The sequence below is a fragment of the Streptomyces sp. SS1-1 genome (genome assembly GCF_008973465.1).
Taxonomy (GTDB): domain Bacteria; phylum Actinomycetota; class Actinomycetes; order Streptomycetales; family Streptomycetaceae; genus Streptomyces.
In genome coordinates this window covers 7,170,915-7,196,092 of record NZ_WBXN01000004.1, presented here as the reverse complement: position 1 = coordinate 7,196,092, position 25,178 = coordinate 7,170,915, and the positions used below count along the sequence as shown (strand labels likewise).

The window sequence follows — 25,178 nt, the reverse complement described above, 5'->3', positions numbered from 1 at the left end:
CCACGTCTGTCACCGCCGGCCGTCCACGCGGCCGGGCGGCATCTCGGGGGAGACACCGGCTTGGAGACCATCATCGTTCAGCCGTCGGGCCCGTCACGGCCGGGCGCCGCCGGCGCGGGCGCGCCGGAGTTGCTGCTTCTGGGGCCTGGAGACGTGGCCGAGTTCGGGCGCGACCGGCCTGGCGGCCGGACCGGCCCGTTCGTCGCCCTGCGCGATCCGGGCGTGTCCCGGCGGGCGGGGCGGCTGGAGGCCGCCCGGGACTACTGGCGTCTGTCGAACTTCAGCGCCGACACCGCCTACGTGGTGGAGAACATGGAGAACGGCGGGGAGTACCTGACCGTGGCGCCCGGACGGCTCGGCGCGCCGGTGCCCTTCGAGCTCTCCCGGGTCGTCCTGCCCGCCCTGGACGGCGGCACCGGTTTCACGGTGTTCGCCCCGCAGCACACCTACCTGGACGAACGGCGAACGCCGGGCGCGACCGAGCAGACCGCGCACCCCTTCGCGCTCGACGTCACCGCCAAGTACTTCCTCGTCCTGGTCGCGCTGTGCGAGCCACGGCTGCGCGGGGTGCCGGACGGGGCGCCGCCGGGGGCCGGTGACATCGCCCGGCGCCTGCGTCCCCTGGACGGCTGCGGGGGCCTGACCCGGTCCGCCGTGAACTACCACATCGACTATCTGGCCCGTGCGAAACTCCCCCTCGACGGGGACGCCGGGGACGGCGCCGGGCGCACGGGCGCCAAACGGACCCGCCTGGCCTCACTCGCCCTGCGGTACGGCCTGGTGCGCGAGGAACACCTGGCCCTGCTGCCGTCACGCCGACGACGCGGGGCCGGGCTTTAACGGGCCTCACTGAGCGGGGCCGGGGGCGGGGGCGGGGGCGGGCCGCCTCGACGGCGACCCTGGTTCCGGACGGGGGCTGGCGCTGCTGCCGTCATGCGGGCAGCGCGCGCCGGGTGTCCGCAGGCTTCGCTGAGCGGGGCCGGGGTCGCCACGGCCGAGCGCGAGCCGCCGGGACGGGCGGCCCGGTACCGGACGGGACCCGGCCCTGCTGCCGTCACGCCGACAGCGCGCGCCGGCATCTACTGGCCTCGCTGAACGGGGTCGGGGGCGGGCTGCCTCAACGGCGAACTTGGCCCGGACGGGGACTGGCCCTGCTGCCGTCACGCCGGCAGCACGTGCCGGGCATCCGCGGGTCTCGCCGAGCGGGGGCGGCGCAACGGGCGGTCGCGGGCTCCCCGGACGGCGACCCCGGTCCCGGACGAGACGTGGCGCAACCGCCGTCATGCGGGCAGCGCGCGCCAGGTGTCCGCGCCCCTCGCTGAGCACGGATGGCGCCACGGCCGGGACGAGCTCCCTGGACGGCGACCCCGGTCCCGGACGGGGCCTGACGCAGCCCCCGTCACGCGGGCAGCGCGCGCCAGGTGTCCGCAGCCTCGCTGAACGAGGCCCGCGCCACGGCCGAGCGATAGCCACCCGGACGGCGGCCCCGCTCCCGGGCGGCCGCGGCGCCGGCCCGCGTGGGTCAGTTCTTGCCGTGGCGCATCAGCCACACGCACGCGCCGAGGGCCGCGGCCGCCACCAGCAGGCCGCGGTGCTCCCGGGCCATCCGGGCGCCCTGGGCGGCCTTGTCCTGGACGGGCCGGGGCGCCTTCTCCTGCCACAGGAGCCCGGCGTGTTCCACCGTGTCCTTGACCTGGTCCGGCATCTTGGCCTGCACCCGCGCCGTCGCCTCGGACGCCTTGGCCTTCACCTCTTCCGCCTTGTGGGCGGCCTGTTCCTTGAGGGCACCGGCCCGGTCGGCCGCCTGGACCTTCACCTCGGCGGCCTTCTCCTGGGCGCGGGTCTTGACGTCGGCCTTGGCCGCCAGGGCCTCCACCGTGGTGCCGAGCTCGTGCCGGGTGTGTTCCACCTGCGCGCGCAGTTCCTCGGGGGTCTCGGCGGCGGGCTTGTCGTGGGGGGCCTGAGTCATCGGTGCGCACTCTCCTTGATCTCGGCCACGTCGGCCTTGACGTTCTCGATCGTCTGCTCGGGCTTGGGCGGGGCCGCCCGCGACACCTGCTTCTTGCCGGTCAGCGCCATCACGGCGGCGATCACGCCGAGCACCGCCGTCACGATCAGGGCCGCGGCCCACACCGGCAGCGGTACCGCCAGCGCCGCGATCACCGTGGCCACGAGCGCCTGGAGCATCAGGAACCCGACGAGGCCCGCGCCGCCGAAGAGCCCGCCTCCCTTGCCGTACCGCTTGCCCTTCTCCTTCATCTCCGCCTGCGCCAGGCGCAGTTCGGCCCGTACCAGCTCCGTCAGCTGCTGCGAGGCCTTCTGCACGAGTTCGCCGACCGGCTCCGACCGCGTCGTCCGGTGGTCGGAGAGGGGGCGTGCTTGAGTGTCCGACGCCATGGCGATCACCTCCCGTCTCTCGGTTCTGGCAGAAAGGCGCCGGGGCGCCGTCCGCTGAGCGGGCGAGTACCCCGAAAGTCCCGTTCACGACAACGGATGCCGCCCAAAGGCGAGGACGCCCCGAGCCGCGCGGGACCTTCACGGCACCTCCACGCCTCCCAGGGCGCGTCGGCCGGTGAGCAGGGCACCCGGCCGGCAGTGGAGTCGAGGAAGGGACCCGTCGTGATCGTCACCGCCGTCCTGCTGCTGCCCGGTCTCGGCGTGCTGCTCCTGCTGATGAGCCGGGTCGAGGACTGGCTGGCGGCGGCGCCCGGCGCCGCGCGGCACGCACGGAGCGGACGCCGCCACCCTCTGCGGCTGATCCGCGGCGGCGCGTCAGGCACTCCCGCCCGTCCGGCGGCGAGGTCGTCCACGCACCGCGCGCACGCCGCGTAAGCACGCCCGCACGGACGAGGGCCGGCCTTCCGCGGACAGCGGAGGCCGGCCCTCGTACGCCGGTGAACTGGAGGTTCTACGCGCTACGGCCGCCGCCGCGCCGGTCGGCCGTACGGCCCGCCGCTCCCCCGCCGGTCGCGGACCTGCGCGGACCGCCGCGCCGCGCTCCGCCGGCGGAGGCGCCCGTGGAGCCGGCCGCGCCGGACCCGGACCGGCGGGGAGAACCGCCGGTCTTCCGGGCGCCGGCCTCGGGTGCCGCCTTGGCCGCGCCCTCGCCACGACGCCGACGGCCGCCGCGCGGGGACGGTGTGGCGCTGCCGGTCTTGCGGGCCGGGCGGGACGCCGCCGGCTGCGGCTGCTCCGGCACCGGGATCGTGACGGCCACACCGGACGGCTCGCGGGCCCCGGTGATCGTGGTCAGCGCGGTGTCGCTCGACGTGATCCGGGACGTCCGCGGACGGATGCCCGCCTCCGACATCAGCCGGGTGACGTCCCGCTTCTGATCGGGCAGGACGAGCGTGACGACGCTGCCGGAGCCGCCGGCGCGGGCCGTGCGGCCGCCCCGGTGGAGGTAGTCCTTGTGGTCGGTCGGCGGATCGACGTTCACGACGAGGTCGAGGTCGTCGACGTGTATGCCGCGTGCCGCGACGTTGGTCGCCACCAGCGCGGTGACGTCGCCGTTCTTGAACTGCTCGAGGGTGCGGTTGCGCTGCGGCTGGGAGCGGCCGCCGTGCAGCGCGGCGGCGCGGACGCCGACCGCCAGGAGCCGCTTGGCGAGCCGGTCAGCGGACCTCTTGGTGTCCAGGAAGAGGATGACCCGGCCGTCGCGGGCGGCGATCCGCGTGGTGACGGCCTTCTTGTCGGTCTCGTCGAGGAGGTGGAGCACATGGTGCTCCATGGTGCTCACCGCCCCGGCGGACGGGTCCACGGAGTGGACGACGGGGTCGGTGAGGAACCGCTGCACGAGCCGGTCGATGTTGGCGTCCAGGGTGGCCGAGAACAGCAGCCGCTGGCCGTCGGGCCGCACCTGCTGGATCAGCTTGGTGATCTGCGGCAGGAAGCCCATGTCCGTCATCTGGTCGGCCTCGTCCAGCACCGTGATGCGGACCTGGTCGAGGACGCAGTCGCCGCGCTCCACGAGGTCGTTGAGCCGGCCGGGGGTGGCCACCAGGACCTCGGCGCCGCGCCGCAGCGCACCGGCCTGCTTGGTGATCGACAGCCCGCCGACGACGGTGGTCAGACGCAGATTCACGGACGTGGCGTACGGCGCCAGCGCGTCCGTCACCTGCTGGGCGAGCTCGCGGGTCGGGACCAGCACCAGGGCGAGGGGCGCCTTGGCCTGCGCGCGCAGCCCGGCGGTGCGGGCCAGCAGGGCCAGCCCGAAGGCGAGCGTCTTGCCGGAGCCGGTACGGCCCCGGCCCAGCAGGTCGCGCCCCGCGAGCGAGTTCGGCAGGGTGGCGGCCTGGATGGGGAAGGGGGTGGTCACGCCCTGGGCGGCGAGGGTCTTCAGCAACGCTTCGGGCATGTCCAGACCGGCGAAGTCCTCGACGGCGGGAAGTGCGGGCGTCGTGCTTTCCGGCAACCGGAATTCCCTGTGCGACGGCGTGGGTGAGGCGGGTGCCGTAGCGCGTCGATTGGACTTCTGGGGTCTGCGGGCCATGCGGTTCTCTCTGCCTTCCTGGAAACAGCACAAACCGGGGTCCGCATCACAAGGATGCGGACCCCGGTGAGCGGAATACGTCCGGCGATCAGGCGGGGACGATGTTCTCCGCCTGCGGGCCCTTCTGGCCCTGCGTGACGTCGAAGGAGACCCGCTGGCCCTCCTGGAGCTCGCGGAAGCCCTGCGTCGCGATGTTCGAGTAGTGGGCGAAGACGTCAGGGCCGCCGCCGTCCTGCTCGATGAATCCGAAACCCTTTTCGGAGTTGAACCACTTCACGGTTCCCTGTGCCATGACGTTCTCCTTCTGATAGGCAACGGGCCCCATCCGGAGAAGCCGGTAAAACGAATAATGCGCCTGATGGATGAACATTCCCGTCAGGCGCACATAGGTTCATGGGTACCACAACTGCAACTCGTTAACCGTAGCACAGATCGTCCGGCCACGCCGGGGGGCTTTCCCGTGTCGCCGGAGCCCGGCAAGTGGCGCGGTAATGCCGCTGCGGCGGGGTAAGCGGAGGGCGTTCAGCCCCGCCCGACCGCCGATCTGCCTGTGGAGAAGGATCCATGACCGAGGACGCCTACCTGTTCCTGCTCGACGACGCCGCCGCCGGCGCGCCGCTCGGCGTGGCCCCGGCCGCCGTCGGTGAGCTCGCCTGTATGGACACCCCCGCGGTGCGCGCCTGGCTGGACGCGCAGCGGGTCACCCCGACCGACCCGAGGCTGCGGCTGCTTCCGCCGGAGGAGACCGGGGCGATCCCCGAGGGCGCCGAGCGGCTGCCCGTCCCGCTCGGCGACGAGGAGCTGAGTCGCGTGCGGCACACGACGGCGCCCGAGCCGCTGGCGCGCCTCGAGGAGGAGCTGCTGGCCTGGCGGGACTGCGCGGACGGCCGTGACGGACTGATCGGGCGGGCCCTGGCCGCGGGTGTCGCCCCGCACCGCATCGTCGAGCTGACGGGTGTGGACCCCGCGACGGTGACGGCCGCGGCGCACGGCTGACGGCGGGCCCGCCCCAGGGCCCCGCGGGTCACCCGCCCGCCCCGGGGTCGGGCCGCACGGCGGAGGCGATCCCGGCGCGGGCCGCCTCCAGCTGGGCCGCGAAGGCGATGCCGAGGAACAGGGCGACGGCCGTCAGGTTGGCCCAGAGCAGCAGGGCCACGAACGCGGTCAGCGGCCCGTACAGGGCACCGAAGGCGCCGCTCCCCTCCACGTACAGGGCGAGCAGCCAGGTGGCCGCCACCCACAGCACCAGGTGCACGGCCGAACCGAACGCGAGCCAGGTGTAGCCGGGCTGCCTACGGCGCGGGCACCAGCGGAAGATCACCGCGGAGGCCGCCCAGGCGAGGGCCAGCCCGACGGGGACGTCGAGCACGTCCCACCAGCGGGGGCCGCCGTCCCGGCCGGCGGAGGCCGCCACGGCGTCGCCGACGGCCTCGCCCGCGACCAGGGTGACGAAACCGAGGCCGAGCGGCAGTCCGGCGGCGACGGCGAGCGCCATCGCACGGGCGTACTTGCGGGGGAAGGGGCGGTCGCGCTCGATGCCGTAGATGCGGTTGGCGCCGCGCTCGATCTGGCCCATGGCCGAGGCCAGGTTGAGCAGGGCGAAGCCCAGGCCCAGCCACAGGGCGAGGGTGCTCCACACGTCGCCATGGGCGGTGCGCCGGGTGCCGTCGAAGGCGTCGGCGACGATCTCGGCGCTCGCGCCCGGCACGATCCGGCCGAGGGTGCGCTCGATGATGTCGCCGACGCCCTCGGTGTGCACGGAGGTGGCGAGTCCGACGAGGGCCACGGTGCACGGGACGAGGCCGAGCACGACCTGGAAGGCGAGGGCGCGGGCGTTGCTGAACCCGTCGGCGTAGCGGAACCGGACGAAGGAGTCGGTCAGCAGCCGCCGTCCTCCGTAGTGGCGCAGGGCGGTGAACGCCTCGTCGCCGGAGAGTTCGTCCCCGATCATGTCGCGGGTCTGTGGCACGCGGACGGCGGTACCCATGGTCGTCGGACGCTCCCTCGGTGTGCGGCTGTCCGTCTCCGGATGCCCAGGAGTGCCCTCCTGGGCACCTGATACCGCGGGTTCGTGTCGGTACGGCGAGCGGAACACCGAGATCCGGTACGGCGGGTCAGCGCACCGTCCAGTCCGGGGCCGTACGGGCCCACTCCGCCTCCCACCGGGCGAGGTTGCGCCGCTCCAGGGTGCGGACGGCCCAGCGGTACGCGACCGCCGCGGCCACGGGCACGGCGAGCGCGGCGAGGACGGCGCAGCCGAGGGCGCTGTCGCGGATCTGATCCCGGGTCAGAGGAGGTCCGGTGATCTGCCCTTGCGCGTCGACCCAGACCCGGATCGTGCTGCCGGCGGGCAGGGACGGTGGCACCTTCGCCTCGGCGGTGCGGGCGCGGCCCTCGTCGTCGGTGAAGCGGACGGTGACCGGATAGCGGGCCTTCCCGGCCTCGTCACTGCCCGGTTCGAGGTGGCCGGGCGCGTCGTGCTCGGTGACGGCGGTGGCCTCGTACCGGGTGGCGGCCTGGTGGCGGGCCTTGTGCAGATAGTGGCGGTGGGCGGCGTCGCCGGCCAGGAACATGGCGGCGGGTGTGGCGGCCAGGACGGCGAGGAACAGGCCGAGGGCGATCCACGCCTGCGCGAGGTCGGTGGGGCGTCGCAGCGGGTTGCGCCGCCAGCGCCAGGTCAGGACGTGACGGTGTTCGTCGGGGTCGGGGTGGTCCGGCGGTGGCTGTGCCGGGGGGATGGCGCGGGCCATGGGGTCTCCTTCCGCGTGACCGGCTTCCGCTGGGGCTGTCGGAAGACGTGGCCGGGGTGGGGCGGGGTACGTGCGGAGGGAGTCTCTAGTGCGGATGGCGCGCGCAGCCGGCGCCCGGGGCGGCCGACGGGTGGCCGTGCGCAGCCTGGAGCAGGGCGGCCGCGCCGCGTACGGCGGCGGTGTGCGGGGCGGGCACGGGCTTCACGGGGGCGTGCAGCGCGTCGGTGAGGCGGTAGGTGATGTCGGGGCGCAGCGCGCCGCCGCCCGCCAGGAGGATGCCGCGCCGCAGGGCGTCGAGCGTCTGCGGGGTGTCGTCCTGGTCCAGGACGGCGGTCACCATGGCGATGACCGCCTCGGTGATGCGCGCGGGCGACGCCGACCGGTGGAGGTCGCTGGTGCCCACGGTGGTGCGGCGGGCGTCGGTCACCGTGCCGTCGGTGAGCAGGACGACGTCGGTGACATGGGCGCCGATGTCCGCCACGAGCAGGGGCCGGCTCAGATCGGCGCCGGCGGCCTCCGCCACGGCCCGGGCCGACGGGACGGTCAGCACGCTCTGCGGCCGCAGGACCTCGGCCGCGGTGCGGGCCTGCGCGCGGAACGTCACGCCGCCGAGGACGGGGGCCGCCACGATGACGAGGGGCCGGCCCAGCCGGGGCAGACGGTGGGTGAGCAGCCGGTCGAGCATGCGGGCGGTGCCGGGGGTGTCGACGATGACGCCCCGTCGTATGGGGTGCAGGGGGCCGTCGCCGAACGTCACCGTGGGGACGTCGAGGAGCAGGCCCTGGCCCGGCAGCCAGGCACGGGTACGGGCGCTGCCCAGGTCGAGGGCGATGCCGGGGCAGCGCCGGGGCCAGGGCCGGTGCCGGGCCCTGGCCGCGTGGGGGTCGACCGCCGTCACCGCCGGGCCTCCTTCACCTGCTGGCAGCGGGCGCAGTAGCGGGCCTGGGGCACGATCATCAGGCGGTCGAGGTCGATGGTCCGGCGGCACAGCCGGCAGGTGCCGTAGCTGCCGTCGTCCATGCGGGCCAGGGCCGCCTCGACGTCGGCGAGGACCATGCGCGCGGAGGCGGCGAGCTTGACGCGCACCTCGATACGGCCGGCGCCCTGGCGGTCCGGCAGCGCCTCGGCGCGCGGCAGGGCAGCGGCCGTGAGCTGCTGGAGCTGCTCACGGCGGAACAGAAGCTGCTCGTGCAGGTTCTCGCGGAGCGCCGCGAGGTCCTCGGCCGACAGCGCCGCGGTGCGGTCACCGGTGATCTGGTTCACGACTTCACCCCTTCGGGCAGGGCGGGGAGACGGAGCGGGGACGGAGCGGGTCAGGCGGTGCTGCGCTGGCAGGGCACGCAGTACCGCGCGTACGGCAGGATCTCCAGGCGTTCGGCCGGGATCGGCTTGGCGCAGCCCTGGCAGGTGCCGTAGCCGCCGTCCTCGACGCGGGCGAAGGCGGCGTCGATCTCCTTGAGGACGCGCCGCAGGGTCTCCTTCTGCGCCGCCAGGTGCTCCGCGGTCTCGTCGCCGGGACCGGCCTCTTCGAGGGCCTGCAGCTGCGTGAGGCGGGTGGCGCGCTCGTGCTCCAGCCGCTGACGGGTCTCATGGGCCGTCGCGTGCTTGAGACGGTGATCGGTCGGGGTGGTGTCGAGTGACATGGCGGGTCCTAGCGTCGAAGCGTTCGTGACGGGGCGGGGCATACGGAGAAGGCCTGCCGGGGGCAGGCCTGGCGGATGCGGGGTGCCGGGTCACGGTGGCTGCTGGGTCATGCCCCCACCGTGGCCGACCACGCGCGGGAATCCCATCGGGCGCGATACCCATTTACGGACCGTCACGCCCGGGGCCGACAGGCCCGCGACCGGTGGAAATGGGCACTGGCACCCATCGACGCGGCGGCCGGCCGGGAGCAAGCTGGGGCTCAGGCCGTCGGCGTGAGCCCCGGCCATGGCTCATGCCCGGGGTACGCGGTGACCGAAAGGGAGGACAGAGCCCTGTCACAAGGAGAGAGGCATCGCGGTGTCCCTGTTCTGGCGGATCTTCGCCCTCAACGCCGTGGTGCTGGGCACCGCGACCGCGTTGCTGCTGTGGGCGCCGGTCACCGTCTCCGTGCCGGTGCTGCTGACCGAGGCGATCATCCTGGTCGGCGGTCTGGCCGTGATGCTGATCGCCAACGCCGCCCTGCTGCGCATCGGGCTGGCCCCGCTGGGCCGGCTCACCCGGCTGATGACCACCGTCGACCTGCTGCGGCCCGGACAGCGCCTGCCGGAGCAGGGGCGGGGTGAGACCGCCGAGCTGATCAGCGGCTTCAACGCCATGCTGGAGCGGCTCGAGCACGAGCGCGCCGCCAGCAGCGCGCGGGCCCTGCTCGCCCAGGAGGGCGAGCGGCGCCGTATCGCCCAGGAGCTGCACGACGAGGTCGGTCAGAGCATGACCGCGATCCTGCTGGTGCTGAAGAGGGCGGCCGACGAGGCGGAGGAGCCCCTGCGCGGGGAGCTGCAGCAGGCGCAGGAGATCACTAGGGAGAGCCTGGACGAGGTCCGCCGGCTGGTGCGCAGGCTGCGCCCCGGTGTCCTGGAGGACCTCGGTCTGGTGAGTGCGCTGACCTCGCTGACGACGGAGTTCGCCACCCACACCGGGCTGCGCGTGACCCGCCGTTTCGACCCGGACCTGCCCGCGCTGGACCCGGAGACCGAGCTGGTGCTGTACCGGGTCGCGCAGGAGGCCCTGACGAACGCGGCCCGCCACGCCGAGGCCGGGAAGGTGGAGATGGGTCTGCGGCACACCGGGGGCACGGTGGTCCTGTCCGTCACCGACGACGGCCGGGGAACGGGCGTCGCGCGCGAGGGCGCGGGGATCCGCGGCATGCGTGAGCGGGCCCTGCTCGTGGGGGCCGCGCTGGACATCACCTCCGAGCCGCGGGCCGGGACACAGGTCCGGCTCGCCGTCCCCGTCGCGTCCGTCCCCGGAAAGCAGTCATGACCACCACCGACACCCCCGTGATCCGCATCCTCCTCGCCGACGACCACGCGCTGGTACGGCGCGGGGTGCGGCTGATCCTCGACCGCGAGCCCGACCTGGAGGTCGTCGCGGAGGCCGGCGACGGCGCCGAGGCGGTCGCGCTGGCCCGCGGCCAGGACGTCGACCTGGCCGTCCTGGACATCACGATGCCCCGGATGACGGGGCTCCAGGCCGCCCGGGAGCTCAACGCGCTGAAGCCGGACGTGCGGGTGCTGATCCTGACGATGCACGACAACGAGCAGTACTTCTTCCAGGCGCTGAAGGCCGGGGCGAGCGGCTATGTGCTGAAGTCGGTGGCCGACCGCGACCTGGTCACCGCCTGCCGGGCGGCCGTGCGCGACGAGCCCTTCCTGTACCCGGGCGCGGTCACCGCCCTGATCCGCAACTACCTCGACCGGGTCCGCCATGGCGAGGAGCCCCCCGGTCAGGTCCTCACGCCCCGCGAGGAGGAGGTCCTCAAGCTCGTCGCCGAGGGCCACTCGTCCAAGGAGATCGCCGAGCTGCTGTTCATCAGCATCAAGACGGTCCACCGGCACCGGGCGAACCTGCTGCACAAGCTGGGCCTGCGGGACCGTCTGGAGCTCACCCGCTACGCCATCCGGGCGGGGCTCATCGAGCCCTGACCCGCCCCAGCTGCCCGAGGGTCCTGGCCGCCTACTCCCCGGCCAGGTCCCTCGGGCCCCGACCGAGACGGCCGCAGAACCGGAGGAGGGGACGGCGTATGGCGCGCACCGCACGCGTCGTCCCCCGTGCCGCGGGGCCGGTCGCCGTCCTGCTCGCCGTGCTCCTGGCGCTGCTGAGCCCTCCGGTCCACGCCGCCCCGCACCCCTCCCCCACGTCCCTGACGGCCGGCGGCGTGCCGTCCGTGGACGACGGACACGACCACGTCCGTCCCGCCGCGGTCCGCGGCCAGGGCGACGCCCCCGCCGAACGGCCGGCGCCGCCCGCCGTCCCCGCCGCGCGCAGCGCACCGCATCGCGAGCCGTCGTACGCCCGTACGCCCCTCCGCGCGGCGGCCGTGCCGCGGCAGGCCCACCCGGGTCACGACCACCACCGGCGTGCTCCGCCGTCCGCCTCCGGCATCTGACGCACGTTCCCTTCCCCGCCCGACCCCGGTCACCGAGGTGGCCGTGGTGTGCCTGCCGGAGGCCTCTCTTGACCCGCGCCCTGCGCCTCAGAGGGCTGCTCGCCCTCGCCGTGATCGCCCTGTCCGTGTTCATCTCGTTCACCGTGCCCGTACGCCTCGGGCTCGATCTGCGCGGCGGTACGCAGATCGTCCTGGAGACCCGCCCCGGCGAGGGCGACTCCGCCGCCGAGGCCACCGACCGCACCCTGGAGGTGCTGCGCGACCGTATCGACGCGCTCGGCGTCGCCGAGCCCTCCCTCTCGCGTTCCGGCACCGACCGGATCGTCGTGGAGCTGCCCGGCGTCCAGGACCCCACCCAGGCCGGGGAGGTCCTGGGCCGCACCGCGCAGCTCACGTTCCACGAGGTCCTCGGGACGGCCTCCGCGCAGGCGGGCGCGAGCGGCCCGCGCGTGCTGGAGGACGAGACCGGGCAGCCGCTGCGGCTGGCCGCGGCCTCGCTGACCGGCAAGGACGTCGAGGAGGCCGCCGCCCGTTTCGACCAGCAGGGCGGGGCGGGCTGGCACGTCGCCCTCGACTTCAAGGGCGGCGGCGACGGCTGGGCCCGGCTGACCGGGAAGGCCGCCTGTCATCCCGCCGGGGACGCGCGCCGGCGGGTGGCCATCGTCCTGGACGACAAGGTCATCTCCTCGCCGCAGGTCGACCCCTCGGTCCGCTGCGGCACCGGCATCGGCGGCGGGGCCACGCAGATCACCGGCTCGTTCGGCGCCGAGGAGGCCAAGGAACTCGCCCTGCTGATCAACGGCGGGGCGCTGCCGGTGCCCGTCGAGACGGTCGAGCAGCGGACGGTCGGCCCGACGCTGGGCGCGGAGGCCATCACCGCCAGCGCCTGGGCGGCCGTCGTCGGCACCGCGCTGACCGGCGTGTTCATCGTCGCCGTGTACCGGCTGCTCGGCGCCCTCGCGGTCGTCGCGCTGGCCTGCTACGGCCTGATCTCCTACGCCGCGCTGGTCGCGCTCGGCGCCACGCTCACCCTGCCGGGTCTCGCCGGGTTCGTCCTGGCGATCGGCATGGCCGTCGACGCGAACGTCCTCGTCTTCGAACGCGCCCGCGAGGAGTACGCGGCCCGCAGCCGGCCGAGCCCCCGGTCCTCCCTCGCGGCGGGCTTCAAGGGCGCGTTCAGCGCGATCGCCGACTCCAACATCACCACGCTCATCGCCGCCGGTCTGCTGTTCTTCCTGGCCTCCGGTCCGGTGCGCGGCTTCGGCGTCACCCTGGGCATCGGTGTGCTCGCGTCCATGTTCAGCGCGCTGGTCGTCACCCGCGTCCTCGCCGATCCCGTGGTCAACCGGCGCCGGCTGCGCCGCCGTCCGCGGCTGACCGGCATCGCGCACACCGGCGCGGTCCGGGACCGGCTGGCCCGCAGGGAGCCCCGGCTGATGCGGCGGCCGCGGCGCTGGCTGGCCCTGTCGGCGGCGGCGCTGGTGCTGGCCGCGTCGGGCATCGCGGTGCGGGGTCTGGACTTCGGCGTCGAGTTCACGGGCGGCCGGCTCATCGAGTACGGCACCTCCTCCCCCGTCGATCCCGACCGGGCCCGCGCCGCGCTCGCGGACGCCGGGTTCCCGGGGGCCGTCGTGCAGGCGTCCGGGGACCAGCGGATCAGCGTGCGCACCGACCGGCTGACGAACGCCGAGGCGTCGGCGGTCACGGAGGCCGTCGGCGCGGTGGGCGGCGGGGCCGACAAGCTGCGGGACGAGACGATCGGCCCGAGCCTCGGCAAGGAGCTGCGCCGGGGTGCCCTCATCGCGCTGGCCGTCGCCCTGGGCGCGCAACTGCTGTATCTGTCCGCCCGGTTCCGCTGGCTGTTCGGCACGGCGGCCGTCGCGGCCCTCGCCCATGACGTGGTGATCCTCGTCGGGATCTTCGCCTGGCTGGGCAAGCCGGTCGACGGGGTCTTCCTGGCGGCGCTGCTCACCGTCATCGGCTACTCGGTCAACGACTCGGTCGTCGTGTTCGACCGGGTGCGGGACATGGTGCGGCGCGGCCCCGGGGAACCGTTCGCGACGCTCGCGAACCGGGCGCTGCTGCAGACCCTGCCCCGCACGGTGAACACCGGGATGGGGGCGGCGTTCATCCTGACCGCGCTGGCCGTGTTCGGCGGCGACTCCCTCACCGACTTCGCGCTGGCGCTGCTCATCGGGGTGGCGGTGGGGACGTACTCGTCGATGTTCACCGCCACTCCGCTCGCCATCGAGCTGCACCGGCGCGGGTAGGAGGTCGGGGCCCGGTCACAGGGTCCAGACGAGCAGGGCGCTGCCGACGGCGGACGCCGTGTACCAGGTTCCCTCGCCCAGCGCCCTGGGCGGGCCGGACACCTCGACCGGGTAGGCGATCCGGTCGGGCGGGCGCGGGGAGGCCGGGTCGGCGAGCCAGTGCCGGGCGGGCCCGGACTCCTCGTCGCTCTCGACGGTCCCGGCCACGACGGTGTCCTCGTCGACGAAGCCGCCCTCGTAGTCGAACCAGGCGCGGGCCTCGTCGTCCTCGGCGTCCTCCGCGGCGGCCGCCGGGTGCGGGGGTATCGCGTCCGCGTCGAGGGCGGCCGCCACGGAGCCGTCGGCGGTGCGGTGCACGGCGAGGGTGTCCTGGTCGTGGGTGACGGTGAGCAGGCGGTCCCCCGAGGGGCTCACCGCGAGCAGCACGCGGTCCTCTCCGCCGAAGGTGTCCACGGTGAGCTCCCGGCCGTCCCATCGGCCCCAGCGCAGGGGCGAGCCGTCCTGGCCCTCGCCGATGGTCAGGCCCATCTGGCCGGGGTCGGGGTGCGGGACGTGGACGGAGCCGGCCGCCACCGTCCCGGTGCCGGTGCGGGCCAGCACCGTGCCGTCGGCGGCGTCGAGGACCAGCCACTCCTCCCCGCCTTCGTCCCCGTCCGCCGAGGGGCCGGGTACATGCGCCCAGACGACCTTGCCGTCGGCGGCGAAGGCGGCCGAGCCGCTGCCGGAGTACCGGTGGTTCCGGTCGTCCACGTACGCGGAGGCGTCCGGGTGTCCCGCGCACCCCGCCCAGCAGGGGTGCCGCAGTTCCCAGCGCACCCGTCCGGACCGGTCGACGGCGCTCAGGGCGTGCCGTCCCGCGAACACGGCGAGGCCGGCGTCGGGCGACACGGCCCACGAGCCGAACCCGGGCGGCCAGGGCGCGGGGAAGCGGATCGTCGAAACCGGCTCCCAGCCCGCGAGTTCCCGCACGATCAGGTGGGTGTCGTCCCGCTGGACGAGGAACCGGGCGCCCGGCCCGGACACCAGGCTCGGGGCCGACTCGAAGCCGGTGACGGGCAAGGGGGCGTCGAGCGACGCGACGAGGCGGGCCGGGCGTGACACGAGGGCTCCTGACAAGCTGTTTCACATGCTCTTTTCGCAGGTCACAGCACCCTGAAGCGGGGCCATGATCCGGCCTTCCGTTCGGTTGGGCATTGATGGGCATGGGTAGCCGAACGGCAGCGGCAGCCTTTCGGGCGACCGCCGCCCGCCACCCCGCAAACCCTCCGCACCCACCTCGCCCGATTCGGCATCCCTGCCCGTGCTGCCCGCGACGCAGCTCTGCCGCGCTCGCTGCTGACCTGCCCCCCGTAGGCGCCTCCTCGACATGCACCTCAGCACCACCATCTACTGGTTCAACTGCAGCCGCAAGGATCATGGCGGCCGGTCCCACGACTCGGGGTCAAGCACAACGCGCCAGGTCCGGAACCGAATATTCCACTGAGTGACACCTCTCACACTGAGAGTAATTCCCTTGTGAAAGAAATCTTGCCCGGACCCTGATCAGCATCTGTACCAGGCGGCACACGAGCCGTACAGGTCACTTCAAACAGGGGAGGGATCAACTATGCGCAGAATTAAGGCGATTGCAGGCATAGCGTTGATCATTGGTATCGGGGTGCCGACCAGCACCGCGATGGCGCTTGACGCCAAGGGCGGCGGCATGACCGCGACCAGCCCGTGGAACGGCGACGACGGTCTTATCTCCGTCTACGACGGTAGCGATGACGGCGACTCGGGCAAGGCCGAGTACTACCGCCAGGCCAGCCCCGGTACCCTGCGCACGCTGTGGAACCACAGCGGCTTCAAGACCCGCGTGATCTCGGGCGACGGCTCGAAGGTCATCAAGTTCAGGGCGTGCGACGACAACGACTGGGACAGTGACGATTGCTCCGGGTGGAAGGCTCCGTAACCGGAGTCACCGCTTGAGTACCCGTCGGGTAGGCCGTTTCATGGCTTACCCGACGGGGCCGTTTCGTCTCCGCTGGGCTACTTCAAGATATGGACGTGCTGTGACCCGCACACCTCCGCTGGGCGGCGGTCTCCAGATCAAAGGCCTGACTTATCAGGTCGGAGACCGTGTGCTCCTCAACAACGTCGACCTGGCCGTGGCCCCGGGGAAGTCGGTGGCCGTTACCGGGCCTAGTGGATCGGGGAAGTCCACACTGCTGATGTGTGTGCTCGGTCTGATCAAACCGGATTCCGGCACGATCACGGCAGGGGGGCATCGCCTAACGGGACTCCTGCCTGGCTCCTTGACCAAGGCCCGCCGCAAACACCTCGGCATGGTCTTCCAATTCGGCGAGCTGCTGCCCGAACTGACACCAGTGGAGAACGTGGCTCTGCCCATGCTCCTCGACGGCGCCGACCATCATCGTGCCTATGAGTCAGCCACACGGCTCCTGGAAGAACTCGAAGTGCCTCACGGCAGTACCCCAACCGGCATGCTCTCCGGAGGAGAACGCCAGCGCACAGCCGTGGCGCGGGCGCTCATTGCTCAGCCGTCCGTGCTGCTGGCGGATGAGCCGACCGGTGCACTGGACCCGAAGGCACGCGAGAATGTAGCCGACCAGTTATTCCGGATCTGTCGCGAGCGGAACTGCGCACTGCTGGTAGTCACTCACGATTCTGCGATCGCCGATCGAGCGGACGACGAGTTTCAGCTCCAGGAGAGCACGCTCATCCCTGTCCAGCGGGGGACGCACGCGTGACTGACCAGCACTCACCACGCCTCCGCCGCCCGGGAAGGCTCTGGTTCCAGCTTCTGCGGATCGGGCGAGCCGCAGGACGCACCACTCCGGGCACGCGACTGCGCATGTGGGCCCTGATGATGGCCTCTGCCGCGCTTGCGCTGACCGCTCTGGCCATGGTGACCACCAGCGCGACCTTCGACGGCCGCACGCAGCGCGATACGGCGCGAGGCCCCCTCCTGGCCAGCAGCGCACACCAGGCCACAGCATTGTGGAAAGAGTCCATCGACTCGTTCGGCGCGTCACAGCACAGCATCATCTACGTCGAGCCTCTCGCGACCGGCACCCCTCCGCCCCCAGGCCTCTCGCGCTGGCCTCGGCCGGGCGAGGTCTTCTTGTCCCCGGAACTCGCCGAAGCGGCAAAAGACAACAACAGCACCGACAGATACGGCCGTTACGCCGGGACAATCGACAAGCAGGGGCTCAGGTCGCCGTCTGAGCGCATTGCCTATGCCCGCCCCGCTCATCCGCCGGCCAACCCCACGGCGGCATCCTGGCAGTACATCACGGGCTTCGGCCAGCTCTTCCCGATGAACCAGGACATCTATCCTCACACCAAGGCGGAGACTGTCGGAGTCATCGCCGTTCTGATGGCCGTACCGGGCCTGGCACTGTTGATTGTGGCCACACGGGTCGGATCAGCCACCCGAGACCGCCGAAGCCACCTCGTCAACGCCCTGGGAGCCTCTTGGGCACACCGAGCGGTGATGAACGTAGGGGAAGCCTTCACCCCTGCTGCCGTAGGGGTACTCCTGGCTCTCATCCCTGCCGCCGTCCTGCTGGCCACCGACGTACGGCTGCCCTTCACGGGCTTTATCGTCAACGCCGATGACCTGCGCCATGCGTGGCCGCAGCTGATCGCCGCGTTCGTTGCCTCCCTCGTCCTGACACTCATGCTGGTCGTGGTCCTTCACCGCGTTCAACGCACGAAGACGGCAACACGGCCCAGCACCTCCTCCTCACACCTGCCCGAATGGCGCTTGGCCTTGTGCGGCGTCGGTGTCGCGGCAATCGCTTTCAGCCAATATGCCCCCAAGGGGCCAGATGTTGTGGTCTTCCTGGCCGGAACCGTTCTGATGTGGGCCACGCTGCCGTCGGCTGTCGCCATGCTCAGCGTCGCCAACGGCAAGCGCATCGCCGCAAGCGGCTATCGCAAGGGCAACCCGGGGCGCCTCATCGCCGGACGCTGGACCGCGGCCCATCCAGGAGTGCTTGTCCGCCTCTCCGTGGTTTTCATCATCGGTATCGGTCTCATCAGCCACCTACAGGTCTGGAACAGCCGGCTGGGGGACAGCGCCGCTGCTGCCAAGCAGCTGACTCAGCGGGTGAGAGACACCCTCTTCACCGTCTCCAGCAGCAACCTCACCCCACGCGCCACTGAACACCTCGCACGCACCCTTCCGGACGGGACGCACCTCCTGGCTACCACCGCCCATCCCGAAGGTGAGCACCCCCATATCGACCTGGCCGGCGCCTGCCACGATCTCAAGGCACTGCGCCTGCCCTGCCCGACAACCGCCAAGCCCATCAGCACACAAGACCCACGGCTGCAAGAACTGGCCGCCCCCTACCAGGGCAACCTCACCGTCCAAGCCGTCAACGGCGCACTACCGACTGGTCGTGCCCGCCAGTCGCTGATCGTGGCTGCGGACGAGTCCGGACACCGGGCAGCGATCGAGAAAGCCGCCTATGCCGTACTCCCAGGTATCAATGTGGAAACACCCGGCGAATCCTGGGTGATCGGCGCCCAACAGAAGAATCGGCTCAACTACTGGCTCTACCTTTTCGGCGGCACAGGTCTGGGCCTGCTGCTGGTGACAGGACTGATCAGCGCAGCCGCCGAGTTCGTGCGCATCAGGCGAGGACTGGCACCGCTGAGCGTCCTTACCGGCAACACCCGAATCTTCCGCACGATCGCCACGTGGTACCTGACCGTGCCGTTGCTCATCGCCACCTGCATCGCCACATTCATCACCAACTGGCACTCACTGTTCTTCGTCATATCCTTGCGAGAAGGCAAATTCTCCTGGCCAGTCCTGGCCACAGCAGCCACCGGCTTCTCACTCGCCGCTGTGACGATCGGCCTCCTCGCGGCGCACTCGGCACGCCGCGCCGCACCATCCTGGCGACCCGAAGCCGACTGAGAAGCCATCTGGAGGACTTGGTCCAGGGACGGGCCCGCCGTACAGAGCCGGGCCAATTTCCGCCGGACGGCTGGACTGGTTGACATTCATGGCCCGCGAATCGGCACCGAGTGATTCTTAAGGGCGGGTCTCCCCGTGGCGCACGGGGAGACCCGCTTCGCTGTGGTCCTCGGGTAGTGGGCAGCCGCCCGCATGAGTCGTACGGTGACGGCATGGGCAGGGACGGGGCGCCCCGTCTGCGGCTGGTCGTGGTCACGGACGACGACGCCGGTCCGCGGCTGTGCCGGGGGTGCGGTGGGCCGCTGATGCCATCGTCGAAGGCGACGGCCGTGTTCTGTTCGTCGGCGTGCCGTTCGCGGTATTGGCGGCGGATGCGGCAGGCGAGGGCGAGGACCGAGGCGGTGAAGGCCCGCGTGACAGCCAAATGCCCGGAGTGCGGGACTTCCTGGACGGTCGGTGTCGAACGTCCCGTCTCGGCAATATGCTGCTCTCCGCGCTGCCGCAATCGGGTCTGGCACCAGCGGCGCACTGGGCAGCGCGAGTTGTGAGACCGCGCATCCGACGGCTATAGACCTGCTCCACAGCCGGGGACGTGCGCCCTTTCCGACGGCCGGAGGCCGTCGGATGGTGCGAAGTATCGGGCTGGCAGGGCGTGTCGGCGGCACAGGTCGGATGCCGCAACCGGGGCACGTGGGGGTGGTGTCCGGATGCCCGAGATGATCGGCAGTGTGACCCGGGAACGCTACGACGAGCTGGTCAAGCTGGGACGAGACTGGGTCGCCACGATGAGCGGCGTCCAGTGGCGGATCGGCGATGCGGCCATGGAGATCGAGCCGATGCGCGCGCGTATGGGGGCGCGAATCCGTCCGGGAAGGACGACCTGTTCACGGTCAGCGAGGCCATCCGGCTGTTCGCCGAGGACATCGGCCTGTCGTACTCCGCCGTCCGCGACTACCGGTGGGTGGCCTCCCGTTGGCCGAAGGAGCGCCGGCGGACGAACATCTCCCAGACCATCCACAAGATCCTGACCAGCATTCCGGATCCCGAGGAGCGGTTCGAGGCGGTGAACAACCCCCCCGCCCCACCCCCGCAGTGGGGAGCCCCGCTGTACGCACGACAGCGCGAAGCGGGTGGTGGGCTGGAAGGTCGACTCCCCGGAGAGCGTCCAGGAGAAGGTGGAGGCGATCCACGACCTGGCCGCCAACGACGCGGTCGCCTCGGTGGTGACCACCGATTGCCTGCGCCGTTCAGCGGTTGCCTCGAAGGCCATGGCCGACGATACCGCCCGGCACGCAGTGAACGAAGCCCAGTTCGACCGGTTCCGCCAACAGGCCCAGTTCGCACACCAGGAGGCGGCCCCGCAGCTTGAGCGCATGGAGCACAGCGCCCAGTTCATCGACCTGGTCGCGGCCTGTGCGCAGTTCGTCACCACGGCCGGCAGAATCGTGCCCAACCTGCGCGGCGAGCACTACGACGCCGAACGCGACACCATCGGCCGGGGACTTGCGCGGGTACGCGCCGCGGCTGGCTGATCCGGCGCCCTCCCTCGCCGACCTCACCTGAGCACCCCCGACGCCACCGCAACACCCCCATACAGGTCACCCGGCCGGGGCACCTACGCATGTCTGGGGTCAGTGGCAAGCTCGGTACGCGGCGCGGGGACGCACCAGTTCGACGTGTGGCTTCCGCAGCTGCCACTGCCGCTCCTCCAACGTCGCGTTGGGTCTTCCACTGCCGTTCGGATGCCCGTCCAACGACGCGGAACCGAACGGTCAGCAGAGTCACCACGGCGCTAACGATGCCGTGACCTGCGAAGGGAGGATGTGACACAGCTCCTGAGGGGCTGGGGACCAGTGCCGGAACCCTACGGGGTGTCTTGTCGATCAGGCCGGGCTCCCGGCGCCTGGCACCGCGCCTCGCCGCGTTGTCGTCACTCGCCGATGCGCCGCATCGACTCCCTCCTCCGCCTTGCGATGCACGGCACCAGACACCGCGAGCTGATCCGGCCCGATCGACAAGACACCCCCTGGGTCACGGCACTGACATCGCCTCAGGCGGCGAGCGTCTCGTCCTCGGGCCTGCCGTCCCGGCGGTCGGCGCCGTAGCGCTCCAGGAGGGCGTCCGCGGCGCGGAGCGCGTCGTCGGCGGTGCGGGCGCCGGTCATCACGCAGAGCGTGTAGGTGGCGTCCTCGAGGGCCCGGCTGGTGTGGCCGGTGGGAAGGACGTCGTGGGCGATGCGCGCCTGCGCGAACCGGGCCAGTACGCCGCGCAGTTCCTTCTCCGCCGGCAGGATCATGGCGATTCCTCTCTCCCGAGACATGGCCGTGGGAACGGCCGACTCCCCTCGCGGGGCGGCCCGATGTCCGTCCCCGCACGACACCGCCCGGCACCGTGCGGCGCCGAGCTGATCACCTGGTGCCCCGGGCCGGGCGGTCCATGCCTGCCACCTACACGGAAATTCGCGTCAGGAAAGGGTCACGAAGGAATCCGGCCACGGCTCACGCCGGAGGGCGTCGCCCCCAGACAGTCAGGAGACCGGCCGACAGCGCGGCGCACTCGTCGGAGTCCAGGTAGCGGATCCCCTCGTCGACGGCGGCGTCGTCCACGAGCCCGGTGGCGCGCATCGCCGCGCGGCTGCGCTCCCAGGTGTCGGCCCAGAAACGGCTGATGGGGCTGCCCGGCACCAGCGGCGGCACATGGATCTCGGCGGCGACCCGTTCGAGCCCGGCCTCGCGCAGCAGCCGCGGGTACGACGGCACCCAGGTGACGTCGGTGCCGATGGTCTCCCGCAGTCCGCGCCACATCGCGCGCATCACCCGGGAGTACGGCGTCTCGGGCGCGCGGTCGCCGGTCAGGTCGACGGCGTCGCCGAGCACCAGGTGGCCGCCGGGTTCGACCCGCTCGGCGAGGGCCCGGAGCACCCGGTCGCGGTCGGGCAGGTGCATCAGCACGAAGCGGGCGTGGACGAAGTGGAAGCGGCCGGGCACGAAGTCCGGATCGGTGACGTCGGCCTCCCGTACCTCCAGGCCGGGGACGGCCCGCGCGGCGAGGAAGCGGACGTCCCGGTCGACGGCGAGGACGCTGCTCACGCCGGCCTCGTCCAGCAGCCGGCGCGCGACGGTTCCGGTGCCCGCGCCCACGTCCAGGCAGCGCCGGCCGGGTCCGGCGCCCAGGGCCCGCAGCCGGGCCAGGGTGATGTCGTCGTAGGCGAGGGCGCCGAAGTCGATGCGCTCGCCCTCGCCCCGCCGCTCGGGCGGGAAGACGGCCTCGCCGTACCGGCCGCCGCCGGGTCCGTCTCCCTCGCCGGGCGTCATCGGGCCGCCGGTGTGCGGGCGAGAAGTGACATGGCCGGACCTCGTGGCGGTGGTGGGGGGTGTGGGGGCGGCCCGTCAGGTGGCCGCCCCCGGCACCGATCCTGCACGGGCGCCCGCCCGTCCGGCCGAGGCGCGCCGGGCGCGGCCCGATCGGCGCAACGCGCCCCGGCGCGGGCGGGTCACCCGACCACGGGGCTGCGGCGTTCGATGAGCATGACGTCCCGCCACACCCCGTGGTGCCGGCCGATGCGTTCGCGGATGCCGATGACCCGGAAGCCGGCCTTGCGGTGCAGCGCGAGGCTGGCGGTGTTCTCGGGGAAGACGCCCGACTGGATGGTCCAGATCCCGGCGGCCTCCGTGGAGGCGATGAGGGCGTCGAGCAGGGCCCTGCCGACGCCCCGGCCGCGTGCGGCGGGGTGCACGTACACGGAGTGGTCGACGACCCCGGCGTAGGCGCACCGGTCGGAGACCCGGATCACGGCGACCCACCCCAGCACCCCGCCGGTGGCGTCCACGGCGACGTACCGGTGCTCGGGGAGCTTGACGGAGTCGAAGGTCTCCCAGGTGGGGGCGGTCGTCTCGAAGGTGGACTCACCCTCGTCGATGCCGAGTTGATAGATCGTCAGGACCCGGTCCGCGTGTGCGGTCGTCATCGGGACGATGGACAGGGCGTCGGCGGGACTCACCGTCGGCTCTCCTCGGCGTGCTCGTCGGTCAGGGGCGGGGTCGTCCGGTTCACGGTCCCATGACGGCAGGAGCGGCGGCACTCCGGGCTCCTGGGAGGGAGACGTGTGCGCCCGCCGGTTCGCTTGTGACGCGGACCGGTTCCCGGGGCAGGTTCCAGGGTCAGCCGTCGCTGTCGGGGCCCCAGCGCTCCGGCCCGACGCCACGCCAGTCGATCCAGGGCGCGAGCGCCACGTCGGACGGGTCGATCTCCAGGCCCGCGCGGCGCAGGAACTCGGCGACGTCGGTGAGGTTGTGGGCCAGTCCGAGGATCTCGCCGTCGACGCGCACCCGCCGCCCGCCGGTGGGGGACGGCGGATGCACGGTCACACGCGGGGTTGCGGCCATGTCCTCAGGATCATCCGGGACGTCCGGGCCCGCACTCCAGCGCGTCATCGGGCGGCCCGGCCGCCCGCGCGGCCCGACTGCCGCAGCTCCCACCACGCGCCGGGGCTCGGCCGCCGGTGCTGCCAGCAGGGGTGGAAGAACACCTCGGCCGACAGCCGGTACAGCCGCCGGCGCAGTTCGGTACGGCCGGGCCGCTCGGCGAGCTGCCGGTAGGTGGCGCTCCACTCCTGCTGGGCCCGGGTGAGGTCGTCTGGAAACGTACGCATGACCGAATTCAATCATGTGTTCGATTTTCAGGGCCACCGGAGCCGAGGGGGTGCCGAGCCACGGGGTCGTCGGCCCCGCTCAGACCCCTCCCTCGATCGCGCTCCAGCCGTGTTCCAGCAGGCCGAAGGCGCGGACGACGGCCGCACGGGGGTCGGCGTGGGCGGCGGCGGCGCGCGGGGCCTCCAGCGCGAAGTGGGCGAGGGCGGTGCAGGCGGGGTCGTCGGCGGCGAGGCCGCTCTCCTCGGCGATGACCTCCGCGAGGGCGGCGCTGTGCCGCAGCCACATCTTCTGGCCGTAGTCGCGCAGGGCCGGGGTGCCGGTCACCAGCTCGGTGAAGGCGGCGAAGCGGTCGTCACCCCCGATGGGGCCCAGCCGGGTGGCGAGGGCGTGCTCACACAGGGCGGCCGGAATGGACCGGCCCCCGGGCCGCTCGCGGACGGCGGCGAGCAGGCGGGCCTCCTGCTCGGCGTCCTCGTCGAAGACCAGGGCCTCCTTGACCGGGAAGTGCTTGAACAGCGTGGTGGTGGAGACGTCGGCGGCGTCCGCGATCTCACGGATGCCGACCGCCTCGTATCCGCGCTCCAGGAACAGGCGCAGGGCGGCGTCGGCGATGGCCTGGCGGGTGGCGGCCTTCTTCCGCTCACGGCGCCCCATCGGGGCGGGAGAGGGATCGGCCGCGGGGTCGGGTCGCGTACTGGGCATGGCGGCACCCTACCTCGCCGGTTGACTTGTTGAAAAAGCTGTCCCGATTCAAAAGTTGAGTTGTTGCACTTATTAAACCGGTGTGCTTTTCTGAAGCGGCGGTCGTGAGGCACCGGCCCGGCCGCGTCCTTCCCCACCCATGAAACGGAGCTTCCGTGCACACCTCCGCACCCCGAATCGCGATCATCGGCGCCGGCCCCGGCGGCCTCCTCTGCGCCCGCGTCCTCCAGCGGCACGGCATCGCCGCGACCGTCTACGACCGGGACGCCGGCCCGGACGCCCGTGACCAGGGCGGCACCCTCGACCTGCACGCCGACGACGGCCAGCTCGCCCTGCGCGAGGCCGGCCTCCTGGACGAGTTCCACCGGCTGTCCCGCCCCGAGGGTCAGGAGATGCGTCAGCTGGACCCGGCCGGCACGGTCCTCTTCCACCATCTCCCCGAGCCGGACGAGCGGTTCAAGCCGGAGATCGACCGCGGCCTGCTGCGCCGGCTCCTGCTGGACTCGCTGCGGCCCGGCACCGTGCGCTGGGGCCACACCCTGCGTTCCGTCGACGGCCCGGCGGGCGACCCCCGGCAGCTGCGCTTCGCCGACGGCACGACCGTCGAGTGCGACCTCGTGATCGGCGCCGACGGCGCCTGGTCGAAGGTGCGCCGCGCCCTGTCGCCGGCCCAGCCCCGCTACACCGGTGTGAGCTTCCTGGAGGCGTGGTTCCACGACGTCACGACCAGCCACCCCGACGTCGCCGATCTGGCCGGCCAGGGCAGCGCCGCGGGGGCGGACGGCGAGCGCGGCCTGTTCGCCCAGCGCAACGGCGGCGACCACGTCCGCGTCTACGTCATCCAGCGCGCCCCGGCCGACTGGATCGCCGCCGAGGGCCTCACCCCGCAGGACACCGAGAGCATCCGGGCCCTCCTGCTGGACCGCTTCCGCGACTGGTCACCCCGGATGCGGCGGCTGTTCGCCGACAACGACGGCCCCTACGTGGACCGCCCGATCAACGCCCTTCCCGTCCCCCACACCTGGGAGCACGACCCGTCCGCGACCCTGCTCGGGGACGCCGCCCACCTCATGCCGCCGCTGGGCGTCGGCGTCAACCTCGCCCTGCTGGACGCCTGCGAACTCGCTCTCGCGCTCGCCCGCCACGACACCGTCGGCCAGGCCGTCCGCGCCTACGAGGCGACCATGCTGCCCCGGTCCACGGAGACGGCCCGCGCGCTCGACGGCGCCGCCGAGCACCTGCTCTCCACCGAGCTGCCCGACTTCGCCCAGGCCGAGCACGCCTGACGA

Annotated in this window: 27 protein-coding genes and 2 pseudogenes; 13 read left to right on the top strand and 16 right to left on the bottom strand. The window is 72.7% G+C overall.

Features of this window, described 5'->3' with window-relative positions; genetic code table 11:
- Nucleotides 1-60: 60 nt before the first annotated feature.
- Nucleotides 61-840 carry a serine/threonine protein kinase gene (locus F8R89_RS34300; protein ID WP_151787660.1) on the top strand — a complete coding sequence of 260 codons (780 nt, stop codon included), beginning with the start codon at nucleotides 61-63 and terminating at the stop codon, nucleotides 838-840.
- Nucleotides 841-1,522: 682 nt separating this feature from the next.
- On the opposite strand, the gene F8R89_RS34295 is transcribed toward F8R89_RS34300, so the two are convergent.
- Nucleotides 1,523-1,969, bottom strand: coding sequence for a DUF3618 domain-containing protein (locus tag F8R89_RS34295; protein ID WP_151787659.1), 447 nt, complete (start codon nucleotides 1,967-1,969; stop codon nucleotides 1,523-1,525).
- Nucleotides 1,966-2,397, bottom strand: a complete 432-nt coding sequence (locus tag F8R89_RS34290; RefSeq protein ID WP_151787658.1) for a phage holin family protein — start codon at nucleotides 2,395-2,397, stop codon at nucleotides 1,966-1,968. Before F8R89_RS34290 ends, F8R89_RS34295 begins: the two co-directional genes overlap by 4 nt.
- A gap of 222 nt (nucleotides 2,398-2,619) precedes the next feature.
- On the opposite strand from F8R89_RS34290, the gene F8R89_RS34285 reads away from it, so the two are divergent.
- A complete protein-coding gene (locus F8R89_RS34285) occupies nucleotides 2,620-2,832 on the top strand; it encodes a hypothetical protein (protein ID WP_151787657.1) in 213 nt (70 codons plus the stop codon).
- A 76-nt stretch (nucleotides 2,833-2,908) separates the two neighbouring features.
- Here F8R89_RS34285 and F8R89_RS34280 read toward each other — a convergent pair whose 3' ends face one another.
- Together F8R89_RS34280 and F8R89_RS34275 are read right to left on the bottom strand one after the other, a co-directional pair.
- A complete protein-coding gene (locus tag F8R89_RS34280; protein ID WP_151787656.1) occupies nucleotides 2,909-4,492 on the bottom strand; it encodes a DEAD/DEAH box helicase in 1,584 nt (527 codons plus the stop codon).
- Nucleotides 4,493-4,580: 88 nt separating this feature from the next.
- On the bottom strand, nucleotides 4,581-4,784 hold the full coding sequence (locus tag F8R89_RS34275; RefSeq protein WP_007502648.1) for a cold-shock protein: 204 nt from the start codon (nucleotides 4,782-4,784) through the stop codon (nucleotides 4,581-4,583).
- Between the two features lie 272 nt (nucleotides 4,785-5,056).
- Between F8R89_RS34275 and F8R89_RS34270 the strand changes: the two genes are divergently transcribed.
- Nucleotides 5,057-5,488: a DUF6003 family protein gene (locus tag F8R89_RS34270; protein ID WP_151787655.1), complete on the top strand. Its 432-nt coding sequence runs from the start codon at nucleotides 5,057-5,059 to the stop codon at nucleotides 5,486-5,488.
- A gap of 28 nt (nucleotides 5,489-5,516) precedes the next feature.
- Here the strand turns inward: F8R89_RS34270 and F8R89_RS34265 are convergent, their stop codons facing one another.
- From F8R89_RS34265 to F8R89_RS34245, 5 genes are all read right to left on the bottom strand, one after another.
- On the bottom strand, nucleotides 5,517-6,479 hold the full coding sequence (locus F8R89_RS34265) for a YihY/virulence factor BrkB family protein (protein WP_151787654.1): 963 nt from the start codon (nucleotides 6,477-6,479) through the stop codon (nucleotides 5,517-5,519).
- 127 nt (nucleotides 6,480-6,606) lie between these two features.
- Nucleotides 6,607-7,242, bottom strand: coding sequence for a DUF3592 domain-containing protein (locus F8R89_RS34260; protein WP_151787653.1), 636 nt, complete (start codon nucleotides 7,240-7,242; stop codon nucleotides 6,607-6,609).
- A gap of 85 nt (nucleotides 7,243-7,327) precedes the next feature.
- Nucleotides 7,328-8,140, bottom strand: coding sequence for a rod shape-determining protein (locus F8R89_RS34255; RefSeq protein WP_225994577.1), 813 nt, complete (start codon nucleotides 8,138-8,140; stop codon nucleotides 7,328-7,330).
- Entirely contained in the window at nucleotides 8,137-8,505 is a 369-nt protein-coding gene (locus F8R89_RS34250; RefSeq protein WP_151787651.1) for a TraR/DksA family transcriptional regulator, read from the bottom strand. The genes F8R89_RS34255 and F8R89_RS34250 overlap by 4 nt, the downstream gene beginning before the upstream one ends.
- 50 nt (nucleotides 8,506-8,555) lie before the next feature.
- Nucleotides 8,556-8,885, bottom strand: coding sequence for a TraR/DksA family transcriptional regulator (locus F8R89_RS34245; protein WP_151787650.1), 330 nt, complete (start codon nucleotides 8,883-8,885; stop codon nucleotides 8,556-8,558).
- Between the two features lie 358 nt (nucleotides 8,886-9,243).
- Between F8R89_RS34245 and F8R89_RS34240 the strand changes: the two genes are divergently transcribed.
- From F8R89_RS34240 to secD, 4 genes are all read left to right on the top strand, one after another.
- Nucleotides 9,244-10,206, top strand: coding sequence for a HAMP domain-containing sensor histidine kinase (locus tag F8R89_RS34240; protein ID WP_151787649.1), 963 nt, complete (start codon nucleotides 9,244-9,246; stop codon nucleotides 10,204-10,206).
- Nucleotides 10,203-10,868 (top strand): response regulator, encoded by a 666-nt coding sequence (locus F8R89_RS34235; RefSeq protein WP_151787648.1) that lies wholly within the window; start codon nucleotides 10,203-10,205, stop codon nucleotides 10,866-10,868. The genes F8R89_RS34240 and F8R89_RS34235 overlap by 4 nt, the downstream gene beginning before the upstream one ends.
- A 98-nt stretch (nucleotides 10,869-10,966) precedes the next feature.
- Complete coding sequence (locus F8R89_RS34230; protein ID WP_151787647.1) at nucleotides 10,967-11,332, top strand: hypothetical protein; 366 nt, start codon at nucleotides 10,967-10,969, stop codon at nucleotides 11,330-11,332.
- 68 nt (nucleotides 11,333-11,400) lie between these two features.
- Nucleotides 11,401-13,602, top strand: a complete 2,202-nt coding sequence (gene secD / locus F8R89_RS34225) for a protein translocase subunit SecD (RefSeq protein ID WP_151787646.1) — start codon at nucleotides 11,401-11,403, stop codon at nucleotides 13,600-13,602.
- 15 nt (nucleotides 13,603-13,617) lie between these two features.
- On the opposite strand, the gene F8R89_RS34220 is transcribed toward secD, so the two are convergent.
- Nucleotides 13,618-14,703 carry a hypothetical protein gene (locus F8R89_RS34220; protein WP_151787645.1) on the bottom strand — a complete coding sequence of 362 codons (1,086 nt, stop codon included), beginning with the start codon at nucleotides 14,701-14,703 and terminating at the stop codon, nucleotides 13,618-13,620.
- A 556-nt stretch (nucleotides 14,704-15,259) separates the two neighbouring features.
- Here F8R89_RS34220 and F8R89_RS34215 point away from each other — a divergent pair.
- The 5 genes and pseudogenes from F8R89_RS34215 to F8R89_RS37000 form a co-directional block, all read left to right on the top strand.
- A complete protein-coding gene (locus F8R89_RS34215) occupies nucleotides 15,260-15,553 on the top strand; it encodes a hypothetical protein (RefSeq protein ID WP_225994576.1) in 294 nt (97 codons plus the stop codon).
- 100 nt (nucleotides 15,554-15,653) lie between these two features.
- A complete protein-coding gene (locus tag F8R89_RS34210) occupies nucleotides 15,654-16,352 on the top strand; it encodes an ABC transporter ATP-binding protein (RefSeq protein WP_151787644.1) in 699 nt (232 codons plus the stop codon).
- The gene (locus F8R89_RS34205) at nucleotides 16,349-18,535 is read left to right on the top strand and encodes a permease (RefSeq protein ID WP_151787643.1); all 2,187 of its coding nucleotides are present in this window, start codon (nucleotides 16,349-16,351) and stop codon (nucleotides 18,533-18,535) included. The genes F8R89_RS34210 and F8R89_RS34205 overlap by 4 nt, the downstream gene beginning before the upstream one ends.
- A 592-nt stretch (nucleotides 18,536-19,127) precedes the next feature.
- Nucleotides 19,128-19,565 (top strand): annotated as a pseudogene (locus F8R89_RS37260) (hypothetical protein); the annotation flags it as partial.
- Nucleotides 19,566-19,629: 64 nt separating this feature from the next.
- A pseudogene (locus F8R89_RS37000) lies at nucleotides 19,630-20,067 on the top strand (DUF6192 family protein); the annotation flags it as partial.
- A 518-nt stretch (nucleotides 20,068-20,585) separates the two neighbouring features.
- On the opposite strand, the gene F8R89_RS34195 reads toward F8R89_RS37000, so the two are convergent.
- The 6 genes from F8R89_RS34195 to F8R89_RS34170 form a co-directional block, all read right to left on the bottom strand.
- Nucleotides 20,586-20,831 carry a DUF5133 domain-containing protein gene (locus F8R89_RS34195; RefSeq protein ID WP_151787642.1) on the bottom strand — a complete coding sequence of 82 codons (246 nt, stop codon included), beginning with the start codon at nucleotides 20,829-20,831 and terminating at the stop codon, nucleotides 20,586-20,588.
- Nucleotides 20,832-21,033: 202 nt separating this feature from the next.
- Nucleotides 21,034-21,849, bottom strand: coding sequence for a class I SAM-dependent methyltransferase (locus F8R89_RS34190; RefSeq protein ID WP_151787641.1), 816 nt, complete (start codon nucleotides 21,847-21,849; stop codon nucleotides 21,034-21,036).
- Nucleotides 21,850-22,028: 179 nt separating this feature from the next.
- Nucleotides 22,029-22,502 (bottom strand): GNAT family N-acetyltransferase, encoded by a 474-nt coding sequence (locus F8R89_RS34185; RefSeq protein WP_151788398.1) that lies wholly within the window; start codon nucleotides 22,500-22,502, stop codon nucleotides 22,029-22,031.
- Nucleotides 22,503-22,695: 193 nt separating this feature from the next.
- Nucleotides 22,696-22,920, bottom strand: a complete 225-nt coding sequence (locus tag F8R89_RS34180) for a hypothetical protein (RefSeq protein ID WP_151787640.1) — start codon at nucleotides 22,918-22,920, stop codon at nucleotides 22,696-22,698.
- A gap of 44 nt (nucleotides 22,921-22,964) precedes the next feature.
- Complete coding sequence (locus tag F8R89_RS34175) at nucleotides 22,965-23,186, bottom strand: hypothetical protein (protein ID WP_151787639.1); 222 nt, start codon at nucleotides 23,184-23,186, stop codon at nucleotides 22,965-22,967.
- 79 nt (nucleotides 23,187-23,265) lie between these two features.
- Nucleotides 23,266-23,889 (bottom strand): TetR/AcrR family transcriptional regulator, encoded by a 624-nt coding sequence (locus F8R89_RS34170; RefSeq protein WP_151787638.1) that lies wholly within the window; start codon nucleotides 23,887-23,889, stop codon nucleotides 23,266-23,268.
- A gap of 155 nt (nucleotides 23,890-24,044) precedes the next feature.
- Here F8R89_RS34170 and F8R89_RS34165 point away from each other — a divergent pair, with 155 nt between their 5' ends.
- Entirely contained in the window at nucleotides 24,045-25,175 is a 1,131-nt protein-coding gene (locus tag F8R89_RS34165; protein ID WP_151787637.1) for an FAD-dependent oxidoreductase, read from the top strand.
- Nucleotides 25,176-25,178: the final 3 nt, after the last annotated feature.

Excerpts from the sequence above, each read along its gene's own strand:
- F8R89_RS34295 (WP_151787659.1), bottom strand. The coding sequence starts at position 1,969 with ATGACTCAGGCCCCCCACGACAAGCCCGCCGCCGAGACCCCCGAGGAA.
- F8R89_RS34290 (WP_151787658.1), bottom strand. The coding sequence starts at position 2,397 with ATGGCGTCGGACACTCAAGCACGCCCCCTCTCCGACCACCGGACGACG.
- F8R89_RS34280 (WP_151787656.1), bottom strand. The coding sequence starts at position 4,492 with ATGGCCCGCAGACCCCAGAAGTCCAATCGACGCGCTACGGCACCCGCC.
- F8R89_RS34275 (WP_007502648.1), bottom strand. The coding sequence starts at position 4,784 with ATGGCACAGGGAACCGTGAAGTGGTTCAACTCCGAAAAGGGTTTCGGA.
- F8R89_RS34270 (WP_151787655.1), top strand. The coding sequence starts at position 5,057 with ATGACCGAGGACGCCTACCTGTTCCTGCTCGACGACGCCGCCGCCGGC.
- F8R89_RS34265 (WP_151787654.1), bottom strand. The coding sequence starts at position 6,479 with ATGGGTACCGCCGTCCGCGTGCCACAGACCCGCGACATGATCGGGGAC.
- F8R89_RS34260 (WP_151787653.1), bottom strand. The coding sequence starts at position 7,242 with ATGGCCCGCGCCATCCCCCCGGCACAGCCACCGCCGGACCACCCCGAC.
- F8R89_RS34245 (WP_151787650.1), bottom strand. The coding sequence starts at position 8,885 with ATGTCACTCGACACCACCCCGACCGATCACCGTCTCAAGCACGCGACG.
- F8R89_RS34235 (WP_151787648.1), top strand. The coding sequence starts at position 10,203 with ATGACCACCACCGACACCCCCGTGATCCGCATCCTCCTCGCCGACGAC.
- F8R89_RS34230 (WP_151787647.1), top strand. The coding sequence starts at position 10,967 with ATGGCGCGCACCGCACGCGTCGTCCCCCGTGCCGCGGGGCCGGTCGCC.
- F8R89_RS34195 (WP_151787642.1), bottom strand. The coding sequence starts at position 20,831 with ATGATCCTGCCGGCGGAGAAGGAACTGCGCGGCGTACTGGCCCGGTTC.
- F8R89_RS34190 (WP_151787641.1), bottom strand. The coding sequence starts at position 21,849 with ATGACGCCCGGCGAGGGAGACGGACCCGGCGGCGGCCGGTACGGCGAG.
- F8R89_RS34185 (WP_151788398.1), bottom strand. The coding sequence starts at position 22,502 with ATGACGACCGCACACGCGGACCGGGTCCTGACGATCTATCAACTCGGC.
- F8R89_RS34180 (WP_151787640.1), bottom strand. The coding sequence starts at position 22,920 with ATGGCCGCAACCCCGCGTGTGACCGTGCATCCGCCGTCCCCCACCGGC.
- F8R89_RS34175 (WP_151787639.1), bottom strand. The coding sequence starts at position 23,186 with ATGCGTACGTTTCCAGACGACCTCACCCGGGCCCAGCAGGAGTGGAGC.
- F8R89_RS34170 (WP_151787638.1), bottom strand. The coding sequence starts at position 23,889 with ATGCCCAGTACGCGACCCGACCCCGCGGCCGATCCCTCTCCCGCCCCG.